Source organism: Nonomuraea sp. NPDC001684 (assembly GCF_053596515.1).
Genome location: NZ_JBSFGJ010000322.1, coordinates 1 through 10,733 on the forward strand (window position 1 = coordinate 1; position 10,733 = coordinate 10,733).

The following is a 10,733-nucleotide window of genomic DNA, read 5'->3' on the forward strand; positions in this document are numbered from 1 at the left end:
CTCGGCGCGCAGCCCCGCCGCCCCACCGGCGGCCAGCTCCTCCAGCGTCCGGTACCGCGACCAGAGCACCGACGTGCCCCTCAGCCCCTCCTCGGCCTCGGCCGCCGTACGCGCGGCGAACCACGGCGCGAGCAGCCCGCCCAGCGCCTCCCGGTGGGCGTAGCGGTCGGACTCGGAGCGGAAGTCGGCGGGCAGCGCCTCCTCCAGCGCCGACACCACGCGCGACAGCCCGGTGGCGGCGACCAGGTCGCGCCAGTGGCGTTCGGTGAGCACCAGGACCATGAGCCGCCGCCCGTCGGCGGTGGCGAAGTCGCGGCCGAAGTCGCCGTAGAGGTCGTTGCCGATGCGCGGCCGGCCGGCGCCGCGGAGCTGGGCCTCGGCCAGGAAGCCCAGGTTGCCCATGGTCGCCAGGGCGACGTCGTGCAGGGCCACGTCGAGGCGGCGTCCCCGGCCGGTCGCGGCCCGGTGGCGGTCGGCCGCGAGCAGGCCCACGGCCAGGTACAGGCCGCAGGCGACGTCCCAGGCCGGCAGCACGTGGTTCACCGGGCCGTCGTGGCCCGCGGGGCCGGTCGCGTACGGCAGGCCGAGCCCGGCGTTGACCGTGTAGTCCACGGCGGGACGGCCGTCGCGGTGACCGAGCAGCCGCGCGTACACCAGATCGGGACGGCGCCCGGCCAGCTCCTCGTACGACAGCCCGGCCCGGGGCGGCGCGTTGGTGAGCACCGTGCCCGCCGCGACGGCCAGGTCGGCCACCAGCGCGCGCCCCCGGGCCGAACGCAGGTCGACGGTGACCGAGCGCTTGCCCTTGTTCAGCCCCGCCCAGTAGAGGCTGCGGCCGGAGGGCGCGAGCGGCCAGCGCCGCGCGTCGGGCCCGCCGCCGACCGGATCGACCCGGACGACCTCCGCCCCGAGCTGGGCCAGCGTCATCCCGCCGAGCGGCGCGGCGACGAAGCTGGACAGCTCCACGATCCGCATCCCGGCCAGCGGTGCGACAGGCTCCTCCGCCACGGCCACCTCCATGTCGATCCGCCGATCCTACGCGCGGACGGCGGCCTGATGATCTAGTCCGGAAGTTCTGGTAACAAACATTTCCCGAAATAACCGGTCTGCCCCATTGTCATTAACTGGAATTGTTGGAACATATGGTCTGAGTCACGAGTGAAGTCCAAAGATCGCCTACCGCAAGAGGGTGGCGGCGAGGGGAAAGGGGCAACGCTCATGCGCCAGCGTGCTGTCCGTAACTTGGCCAGGCTTGGCACGGCGCACGCCAGGATCACGCGGATACTTGACGCCGCCGCCGGTGGGAAGAACAACTTCCTCGCCGACAGAGACCTGGTGCGCCATTTCGATCAAGTAACTCCCGTCGCCACCACCGCGGCCCGTGCCGTTCTTGAATACCTGTCGCGGGTGATCCGTCATTTGGCCGCTGTCGAAGGCGTGGACCAATTCATGATCGTGGGGAGCGGGGTGCCGAACGGCCCTTCGGGCGGCAGCCGCCTGCACGAGGTGGCCCGCCTGACCTCACCCGGCCCGGACGTCCGCGTCGTGTACGTCGAGAGCGACCCGATGGCCCTGACGCTGGCCCAGGCCACCATCGAGCCCTTCTGCGACCTGGTGCGCGTGGTCGACGGCGACGTGCGGGAGATGGACGAGATGCTCGGCGACCCGGTGGTGCAGACGTTCCTCGACTGGGACCGGCCGATCGCGGTGCTGCTGCTGTCGGCCCACAGCCTTGACGACGAGTGCGCCCGTACCGTCGTCAAGCGGCTGCGGCACGCCGTCCCCGAGGGCAGCTTCCTCGGGCTGCTGCACATCACGTTCGACGGCGTGCCGGGGGAGCTGGCCCCGGCCGTGCGGGGCATGCTGGCCATGACGTTGCCCGGCCTGAACGTGCGCACCCGCGCCGAGGTCGCGGACCTGCTGGACGGTCTCGACCTGCTGGAACCGGGGCTGGTGTGGGTGCCCGAGTGGCGTCCCGCCGACGGCGACCTGGCCTGCGCGGACGCCCCCGCCTCGTCCGGCAACTACGGAGCCGTGGCCCGCATCCCCTGACCTTCCACCGCACGGCCCCGCGGCCTCCTGGCCACCCGCCGCGAACGATGACGCGGCCCTGCGGACGACGGCGCCGCGCTGTTCTACCGCCACGTCCGGCGGATCCACCTCAACGTCCCCGCGCCGGCTCGGCCCGCAGGCCGCCGACGACATCGTGGCGGAGACGTTCCCGGCCGCCTTCCGCCGCCGCGGCTCCTGCGATCCCGCCGCCCGCCTGCAGCTCGCATCCGCCCGGCGGCGCAAACACGCTGATCGTGGCGCTGGGCTTCCAGCGCACGCCGCTGAACCTGGCCGTGCTGCTGACCGCCGTGGTGCTCACGACCCTCGTCCTGCTCGCGCTGGGACGCCTGCGCGTCTCCCGCGTGGTAACTTCGCAGAAGAAGTTACTTCTTGGAGGATTTATCTTCCCCAAGAAGGAGGACAGGAAGTGAGGACCGCGTGCCGAACACCCCCGACCCGTCGGACGCCGGCCGGCGCTACCGCCGCTACCTGAGCGCGGTCATGCTGCACGGCCACGCCGGCGCCAAAGCCTGCGGCCTGGGCGCCACCGACCTGTACGCCCTGAACATCCTCGAACTGGCCGGCCCGATGACCCCCGGCGAGCTCGGCGTCCGCACCGGCCTGACCACCGGCCCGACCACCCGGCTGATCGACCGGCTGGAGCAGGCCGGATACGTCCGCCGCGTGCCAGCCCCCGACGACCGCCGCAAGGTGATCGTCGAGCCGGTCGGCAAGCCCGCCGAGCTCGACGCGGTCATGGCCCCCGTCCGGCAGAAGATCGGCGACATCCTCGCGGGCTACCCGGCCGAGCACCTCGACGTGCTCTACGACTACTTCGACCGGGCCGCCCGCGCCTACCAGGAGGCCGCCGAGGACCTGCGCTCCGGCTCCTGACGCGGCGGTCAGCGGAAGTCGGAGATGCGCAGCACCGCCAGCATGTCCGTCGCCCGCGAACCGGTCGAGAACGACGCCTCCACTCCGACCCAGCCGCGGAAGGCCCCCGTGTCGTCGATGATCTGCATCAGCGGCTTGACGTGCGAGTTGCCCGTGTAGCAGAACTCGCGCCGCTCCATCGCCAGGCACGTGCACCAGTGCCACAGCGTGTCACGCCGGTCGGACTTGGAGATCGTCGTCAGGTAGTACTGGATGGAGCTGACGTTGGCCTTCGTGCCGCCGCCGTACTTGGGGCAGCCGCCCGACTTCTGGCACGCGCCCTGCGAGGACGGCTGCAGGTAGGTCAGGCACGAGGTGGTCGACTTGCAGGCGCGGAAGGAGGAGTGGCCGAACGGCTGGTTCGCCGAGTTGACCAGCGTGCCGCTCGCCCAGCTCGTCAGGTCCTGCCTGAGCGAGCCGGGGAAGGCCCGCACCGAGCTCATCGCGCGCCGGGTGCCGATCGCGGCGTTGCTGCCGTAGCCGTAGCCGTGCGTGGCCAGGCTGCTGCCCTTGAGGTCGAGGCGGGCCAGCTTGCCGTCGGGGGAGGTGCGCACGTACCACTGCTCGGTCCAGGTCTGGGCGATCTTCCATCGGATCGTGAGCACGTTGCCCGCCAGCGTGTACGTCCCCGTACGGGTCTCGCTCGGGCCGCCCGTGTAGCCGCCCGCGGTGAGCACCTCGCAACCGCGCGGCCGCGATGAGACGCCGCCGGCCTTGGTGGTGCAGCTCGGGTCGGGCACGGTGCCGGTGCGCTGCCTGGCCTTGGGGAAGCGCTGCCACCACAGGTACAGGGCGGCGCTCACCGTGCCGTTCGCGGCGAAGCGGTACGTGCCCAGGCGCACCCAGTTCTGCCGGGAGGCGGCCTGGAGATGGCCCTGCGAGACGACGAAGGTGGACTTGCCGCCCGGCAGCGGCGAGGCGGCGGTGGTGGCGGTGGCCGTCACAGTGGCCGTCACCGGCTGGACGGGGAGAAGGGCGAGGGCGAGCACGAAGGAGAGGACTGCCGCTGCGGTACGCATGGAGGGACTCCGTAGGGCTTGCGGGCGTTGGCCGATGGTCAACGGCCCACCGTATTCCGGCTCGACCGGATCTGTCCTCGAAACGCGGTCAGGAGGAAGCTGACAGTGCTCGACGTCCGCCGGTGAAGCTAGGATGAGGGGGTTCCCAGCACCGCGAGGAGGTTGATCATGTCGTTCCCACCGCCCGGCATGGTTCTCGGCGACGCCCCGGCGCGCACTTCCTCGCGGGAGGCCGCCACAGGCTGACCCTCTCCGCGTCGAAGTGCTTCTCATGGCCATCACTGGTTCGATCATGAGGAGCCCTGAGTGCTCGAGATCCGCTGGACCGAAGACGGCGAGGCCCGGTCGGCCCGCTGGCGTTCCGAGAACGGCTCGCCGCCGCCCGCGCGCGTGGTGATCGCCGACGAGCGCCTGGCCGCGGCCACGGCGTACCGGCTGGCCTGCGAGGGCACCGCGCTGCTGTGGCGCGGCGACTTCCACGCCGCCCGCCGTCTGCTGCGCGCCATGACCCGCCGCGCCGACCACCGCCCACCCACCCCCGCGACCGGGTCTTCGCCCGCGCGGGCCTTCCACCAGCACCGGCAGGCTCGCTCCCAGCGGGCCGTCACGCTGGGCCGGTTGCTGGTGCCGCTCGACCCGGACCACAGCGTCCCCCTGCGGCGCGCCCCCGACGTGCGGAGCGCCTGCGCGCAGGTCTACGGGCCCGCGACGGAGGCTTCGGTGATCTCGCTGCGTGAGCTGCTGGGCATCGTCGGGGCCTACGAATGGCGCAGGCGAGGCGTCGAGGTGCCCGCCCTGAACGACCGCATCCACCCCCACTACGGCGTCTTCTCACCGGTGCGCGGCGAGTACGTCGACCTGGTGGCCGCGGCCCCGCTGGTCTCGCGCGCGGGGGCGTTCGACATCGGCACCGGGACGGGCGTGCTCGCCGCGGTCCTCGCCCGCAGAGGCGTCGAGCGCGTCGTGGCCACCGATCGCGATCCGCGCGCCGTGGCCTGCGCCCGCGACAACGTGCGACGGCTGGGGTTGTCCGGCCGGGTCGACGTCCTGGAGGCCGACCTCTTCCCGCCGGGACGCGCGCCGCTCGTCGTCTGCAACCCGCCCTGGCTCCCGGCCAAGCCCGCCTCGCCGCTCGACCACGCGGTCTACGACCCCGGGAGCCGGATGCTCCGCGGCTTCCTCGACGGGCTCGGCGAGCACCTGACCCCGGAGGGAGAGGGCTGGCTGATCCTGTCGGACCTGGCCGAACGGCTGGGGTTACGGACCCGTGCCGAACTGCTGTCCGCCTTCGCGAGCGCGGGCCTACGGGTCGTCGACCAGCTCCGCACCCGGCCACGCCACCCACGCGCCTCCGACCGGACCGACCCCCTGCACGCCGCCCGCAGCACCGAAACCACCTCCTTGTGGCGCCTCCGCCGCACTTGACCCCCCCTCCACCCGCGCCCGGCCGGGCCCCTCCTTCCGCGCGCGGAAGGAGGGGCCCGGGTGCACGGAACCTTCACCTGGTGTCCCTGGGATCTGCGAACCCGTCTGGTTGGCTGGGTTCATGATCGACATTGATCCCGCCTCCCGTCCCGACCCCATCGCCTACCTCGACCACGTCGCCTCGACCGACGTCGGCAGGGGCTACAAGCGGCAGGTCCTCGAACTGCTGGACCTGCGGCCCGGACAGACCGTGCTCGACCTCGGCTGCGGCCCCGGGACCGACCTCGCCGCCATGGCCGACGCCGTCACTCCTGCCGGACGGGTGATCGGCCTCGACCGCGCCCCGGCGATGGTCGCCGAGGCGGCCGCCCGTCTGGCCGGACGTCCCCAGGTCGAGGTGCGTTCCGCAGACGTGCACGAGCTGCCGTTCGAGGACGGGAGCGTCGACCGGGCCCGTACCGACCGGGTGCTGCAGCACGTGGACGACCCGGCGCGGGTGCTGGCGGAGTTCCGCCGGGTGGCGCGCCCAGGGGCGCGGATCGTCATGGCCGAACCCGACTGGGAGGGCATGCTCGTCGACTCCCCGCGCCCGGACGTCGGCCGGACGCTGGCCCGGTTCATCTCCACCGAGATGATCCGGCACGGCACGCTCGGCCGCAGCCTGCCCCGGCTGTGCGAGGGCGCGGGCCTCACGGTGCGGTCGGTGGCGACGGTCGCGCCGGTCTTCCGCGACCTGGCCACCGCCGACCAGGTCCTCGGCCTGCGCCGCAACCTGGTCAGGGCCGTCGGCGCCGGATATCTCGAACCCGGCGCCGAGGAGTGGTTCGACGACCTGCGCTGCCGCCCCTTCCTGGCCTCGGCCCTGCTGTTCCTGGTGACGGCCGAAGCCGCGTGATCGGCGCCCCTGGCGGGGGCCAGGGGCGGGCGAGGGTCAGGTGATGCGGAGCGGAAGGGTGCGGGGGCCGCGCACCTGGCCCGTCGCCCAGGTGACGGCGTCGGGGTCGGCGAGGGTGAAGGCGGGGATGCGCTGGAGCCAGACGTCCAGGGCGGTGCGGAGTTCCATGCGGGCCAGGTGGGAGCCGACGCAGCGGTGGATGCCGAGTCCGAAGGCGGCGTGGCGGTTGACTTCGCGGTCGATGCGGATGTCGGCGGGGTGGTCGAAGTGGGCGGGGTCGCGGTTGGCGGCGGGGAAGGAGAGCAGGACCCAGTCGTCGGCTTTCATGTCGACGCCGTTCCAGTGCATGTCGTCTTTGACGAGGCGGGCCATGGTGACGGGGGCGTAGGCGCGCAGGAACTCCTCCATGGCGGTGGGCAGGAGGGCGGGTTCGGCGACCAGGCGTTCGCGGTCCGCGGGGGTCTTGGCCAGGTGCCACAGGGACGCCCCGATCGCGCTCCAGGTGGTGTCGATACCGGCGATCAGCAGCAGGGCGATCGTGCCCGCCACGTGCCCGGCCTCCAGCTTGTGGCCGTACAGCTCGGCCTCGACGAGGTACGTCGTGAGGTCGTCGCGCGGGTGCTGCACGTGGTCGCGGATCTGGTCCAGCAGGTAGTCGAAGAGCCGTCCCATGTTGGCGGTCCGCTGCTCGGGCGGCAGGTTGACGCCTTCCAGGGCGTTCTCGATGAACTCGCGGAAGCGCGGGCCGTCCTTGGGCGGGAAGCCCAGCATGTCGGCGATCACCCGCATCGGGATGTGCTGGGCGTAGTCGCGGGCGGCGTCCACGACGTCCTGGCCCTCCAGGGCGTCGATCAGCTCGTGGCACAGCGCCCGCGTCGACTCCTCTCGCCTGGCCACCGCCGTCTTGGTGAACGCGGGCAGCAGCAGCTTGCGCGCGTCGTGGTGGAAGGGCGGGTCGGACGAGATCGGCGGCGTGCCGCCCACCGGCGCGCTCTCCCGCGGCGGCCGGAAGTTGCTCATGATGATCGAGCGCGAGGAGAACCGCTCGGTGTCGTAGGCGACGGCCGCGACGTCCTCGTAGCGGGTGGGCAGCCAGCCGCCGCCGAACCGGTCGGTGTGCGCGATCGGGCAGCGCCGCCGCAGGTCGTCCTGGATCGGGTACGGGTCGGCGGCCCATTCCGGCTCCAGGTGGGAGAAGTCCGTGGCCCAGTCCGAGACCGGGCCGGTGACGATCTCGCTGCGGGTGCCGAGCTCCTCGCCGTCGCCCGGCTCGCCGAAGTTCTTGACGAAGCGCTCGTCCACGCTCATGTCACGCCTCCCCGAGCAGGTCGATCGCCCGCTCCGGGCAGTTGGAGACGGCCAGCCGCGCCGTGCGCTCCTGGCCGGGCGGCACCTGGCCGTCGCCGAGGACCGTTCCGTAACCTTCGTCGTCCTCGCCGAACAGGTCGGGGGCGAGGTCGTAGCAGCGGCCATGTCCCTGGCAGCGCTCGGGGTCGATCTGTACTCTCACGGCGTTCCTTCGTGCGGTGGGGCGGGGGAGAGGGCGGCGACGACGCGGATGAGCAGCCTGGCCCACTCCTCCTCGTCCACCTGGTGGGGGTCCGGGGCGATGAGCGCGCTGCCCATCGCGAGCAGGAGGCAGAAATGGGCGATCGCCTCCGGTGACAGGGCGTGGTCCAGCTCGCCGCCGTCCTGGCCGGCGCGGACCAGGCCGGCCAGCCGGTGGGCGCGCTCGCCGACGTAGTCCCGCATGGGCAGGGCCACGTCCTCGTCGCGGCGGGCGGCGGCCAGCGCCTCGACGACGAGGTCGCCGCCGGCGTCCAGGGGGCGGGGGAGCCGGCGGCCGGCGGCGACGAGCAGGTCGGCGACCGGCCGGTCGGGGTCGTCGGCGAACAGGCCGTCCATCAGCCGCCGCCCGTGCGCGCCCAGCGCGGCCACGAGCAGGCCGGCCTTGGAGCCGAAGTGGGCGTACAGGGCGCCGTTGCTCACCCCGGCGGCGGCGGCGATGTCGGCGACGCGGGTGCCGTCGTAGCCGCGCCTGGCGAAGACGTCCGCGGCGGCGCGCAGCAGGCGTTCCCGCGTCTCGGCGGCGGTGACGCCGGCGATACGTCCCATGGACGAATTAAAAGATCGTTCATTTCATACGTCAAGAGCGGCCCCTTATCCCGTGATCGGCGCCTTCACCACCAGCACCTCCTCTCCCGCCGCGCCGCTCAGCCGGACCGACAGCTCCCACACCCCGGCCATCGGGAACAACTCGCCCTCGGCCACGTAACGGCCCGGCTGCCGCGGGTCGGCGACGATCTCCGGGGTGGCGTGGCCCATGCCGGGCATCACCGTGGACAGCGCCACCGTGTGCGGGTCGCCGGAGGTCACCCGCACCTCGGCCGTGACGCGGCCCGTCGTCGGCCTCGGGACCACGACGGTGACGGCGTACCGTTCGCCGGTGCTGGTGAGGGTGAGCGGGCCGGGCGCCGAGCCGCGCACGTACAGGAACACCGCCAGGGCCGCGGCCAGCAGCGCGGCGACGGCCAGGATCCGCCTCATCGGAGAGCCTCCGCGACCTCGACGGTGAAGGGCACGGTCACGATCCGGTCGGCGGCCGCGTACTGGGCCCAGGCCAGGTAGCGGCCCGGCGCCGGGAAGCTGAACGTGAAGCGCAGCCGGGGCGCGGGGGCGCCCATCTCGTGCACGTGGCCGAGGAACGCGCCGTCCTGGCTGCGCACGATCAGGTGCCCCGACATGCCCAGCCACTGCCGCGGCGTGACCCCGAGCCCCACCTCGATCGCCGCCGGACGCCCCGCGACCGGCACGGACGGCCGCACCACCGGCGTGCCCCCCGTCCCGGGCGCTACCGGCGGCGGAGCGGCCACCGCGGGCCCGGCGACCCGGAACTCGCCGTCGAGCAGCTGGCCGCCGGAGTCCTCGCGTTCCAGCTCCGCGTAGGCCAGGAACCGGCCCGGCCGGTCGGCGCGCAGCCGGACCTCCAGCCGTCCGGGCGCGGTGCGCAGCGGGTGCAGGTGCCGGAAGTAGGCGCCGTCCTCGCTGGTGACCACCAGGTGGGCGAGCGCCTCGTGGTGCAGGACGAGGTCGTCCACCGGATGCCCGGTCGAGCCGTCGGTGAGGTCCAGGCGCAGCGTGAACTCCTCGCCGGTCGCCGGACGCGCCGGGACGGTCGTCACCCGTCCCCGCGCGAAGGGCCGTCCGAGGGCCGTCGTGTTCACCGCCGGGGCGGCGCCGTCCGGCGGCGGGGGCGGCAGCGAGGGCTCGAACACGACGACCATCGCGGCCACCGTCACCGCGGCCGCCGCGCCGCCGGCCAGCAGCATCGCCGGGGCCCTGCGCGACAGCGCCCCGGTGAGCAGGCCGCCCACCAGCAGCAGCCCGGCCACCAGCAGGCCGCCGTAGATCAGGAACTCGCCGGCGGAGCCGCGGTCCACCAGGACGCGGAACGGCAGCACGGCGACCTCGCCCCCCGCCGTCAGCCTGAGCTCGTGCGGCCCGGTGCGCTCGACCGTGATCCTGACGTACCGGGGGGTCGCGGACGGCTGCGCGGTGGCCGTCGCCTTGTGGCCGTCCTCGACCGAGCGCACCTCCAGGCCGATCGGCGGCCCGGTCGCCGGCTCGTAGGCGATCACGCCGATCTGCAGCGGCCCCGGCACCCGCGACGTGCCCTTGATCACGACCGTGAGCTCGGCGCCGGCGATGGTCTGGGCGAAGCGCAGGTCCGCCCCGGCCGTGACGTTGTGGGCCGCGGCCGGGGCGGCGCCCGCGAGCAGGAGTACGGCGACGAGACACAGGACCCGGAGCGGCCGGATCATGCCCGTCCGGCGTCGGCCGCGTCCGCGGGGAGCGCGTTCGGCAGGAACAGCGCCCCGAGCGCCAGGCCGATCAGCCCGGCCACCACCGGCGCGCCGGTCCACAGCTCGGGCACCGCGGGCAGCCCGCCCCCGGCCGCCGAGGCGACCCCGATGTAGAGCGACCAGGTGACGAAGGCCGACAGCCCGGCGAAGGCCCAGTAGGCCCCCCGCCGCGCGCCGGACGGGCGCAGCAGGCGGATCAGCACGTCGCTCGCCAGGCCCGCGGCGACGAACGTGAGCAGGGTCGGCGCGTTCTCGAACGCCGTCTGCGCGCCGGGCATCAGGACGGCGATCGTGTACATGACGGTCACCGCGCCGAACGGCAGGTTCCAGCGCCGGGCCACCAGCAGCACCGGGGCCAGCAGGACGACGTTGCTGATGACCATGGAGGTGGCCAGATGTTCGGCGCCCGGCCCGTCCACGCTGGAGAACGCCTCGACGACGCGCGCGGACCGGTACTGCAGGGCGTCGCCGTACGACAGGAACAGCGACACCAGCGTGGCCGCGAACGCGAGCCCGGCCAGCGCCGGGAACAGCCGCCCGAGCGAG

Annotated in this window: 12 protein-coding genes and 1 pseudogene; 5 read left to right on the top strand and 8 right to left on the bottom strand. The window is 73.5% G+C overall.

Going from position 1 to position 10,733, the window contains the following annotated elements:
* Positions 1 to 1,008 (bottom strand): CoA transferase (locus tag ACWCSD_RS37555; RefSeq protein WP_449922086.1); only part of this gene is annotated, 1,008 nt, incomplete at its 3' end.
* 210 nt (positions 1,009 to 1,218) lie between these two features.
* Here ACWCSD_RS37555 and ACWCSD_RS37560 point away from each other — a divergent pair.
* The 3 genes from ACWCSD_RS37560 (at position 1,219) to ACWCSD_RS37570 (ending at position 2,946) form a co-directional block, all read left to right on the top strand.
* Entirely contained in the window at positions 1,219 to 2,052 is an 834-nt protein-coding gene (locus tag ACWCSD_RS37560) for an SAM-dependent methyltransferase (protein WP_397158341.1), read from the top strand.
* 254 nt (positions 2,053 to 2,306) lie between these two features.
* Positions 2,307 to 2,483 carry a hypothetical protein gene (locus ACWCSD_RS37565; protein WP_397158339.1) on the top strand — a complete coding sequence of 59 codons (177 nt, stop codon included), beginning with the start codon at positions 2,307 to 2,309 and terminating at the stop codon, positions 2,481 to 2,483.
* A 7-nt stretch (positions 2,484 to 2,490) separates the two neighbouring features.
* Positions 2,491 to 2,946: a MarR family winged helix-turn-helix transcriptional regulator gene (locus tag ACWCSD_RS37570; RefSeq protein WP_352354937.1), complete on the top strand. Its 456-nt coding sequence runs from the start codon at positions 2,491 to 2,493 to the stop codon at positions 2,944 to 2,946.
* A gap of 8 nt (positions 2,947 to 2,954) precedes the next feature.
* Here the strand turns inward: ACWCSD_RS37570 and ACWCSD_RS37575 are convergent, their stop codons facing one another.
* On the bottom strand, positions 2,955 to 4,004 hold the full coding sequence (locus ACWCSD_RS37575; RefSeq protein ID WP_449922089.1) for a hypothetical protein: 1,050 nt from the start codon (positions 4,002 to 4,004) through the stop codon (positions 2,955 to 2,957).
* 306 nt (positions 4,005 to 4,310) lie between these two features.
* On the opposite strand from ACWCSD_RS37575, the gene ACWCSD_RS37580 reads away from it, so the two are divergent.
* Both ACWCSD_RS37580 and ACWCSD_RS37585 read left to right on the top strand, forming a co-directional pair.
* Positions 4,311 to 5,429, top strand: a complete 1,119-nt coding sequence (locus ACWCSD_RS37580) for a methyltransferase (RefSeq protein ID WP_449922091.1) — start codon at positions 4,311 to 4,313, stop codon at positions 5,427 to 5,429.
* Positions 5,430 to 5,550: 121 nt separating this feature from the next.
* On the top strand, positions 5,551 to 6,324 hold the full coding sequence (locus ACWCSD_RS37585; protein WP_449922093.1) for a methyltransferase domain-containing protein: 774 nt from the start codon (positions 5,551 to 5,553) through the stop codon (positions 6,322 to 6,324).
* Positions 6,325 to 6,360: 36 nt separating this feature from the next.
* On the opposite strand, the gene ACWCSD_RS37590 is transcribed toward ACWCSD_RS37585, so the two are convergent.
* The 6 genes and pseudogenes from ACWCSD_RS37590 to ACWCSD_RS37615 form a co-directional block, all read right to left on the bottom strand.
* Positions 6,361 to 7,632 (bottom strand): cytochrome P450, encoded by a 1,272-nt coding sequence (locus tag ACWCSD_RS37590; protein ID WP_449922095.1) that lies wholly within the window; start codon positions 7,630 to 7,632, stop codon positions 6,361 to 6,363.
* Position 7,633: 1 nt separating this feature from the next.
* Positions 7,634 to 7,834, bottom strand: coding sequence for a ferredoxin (locus tag ACWCSD_RS37595; protein WP_387649181.1), 201 nt, complete (start codon positions 7,832 to 7,834; stop codon positions 7,634 to 7,636).
* Positions 7,831 to 8,439, bottom strand: coding sequence for a helix-turn-helix domain-containing protein (locus ACWCSD_RS37600; RefSeq protein ID WP_358302609.1), 609 nt, complete (start codon positions 8,437 to 8,439; stop codon positions 7,831 to 7,833). Before ACWCSD_RS37600 ends, ACWCSD_RS37595 begins: the two co-directional genes overlap by 4 nt.
* 45 nt (positions 8,440 to 8,484) lie before the next feature.
* Positions 8,485 to 8,871, bottom strand: coding sequence for a FixH family protein (locus tag ACWCSD_RS37605; protein WP_387673911.1), 387 nt, complete (start codon positions 8,869 to 8,871; stop codon positions 8,485 to 8,487).
* Positions 8,868 to 10,145, bottom strand: a complete 1,278-nt coding sequence (locus ACWCSD_RS37610) for a hypothetical protein (RefSeq protein ID WP_449922098.1) — start codon at positions 10,143 to 10,145, stop codon at positions 8,868 to 8,870. Before ACWCSD_RS37610 ends, ACWCSD_RS37605 begins: the two co-directional genes overlap by 4 nt.
* A pseudogene (locus ACWCSD_RS37615) lies at positions 10,142 to 10,733 on the bottom strand (hypothetical protein); the annotation flags it as partial. The pseudogene ACWCSD_RS37615 and the gene ACWCSD_RS37610, both read right to left, overlap by 4 nt.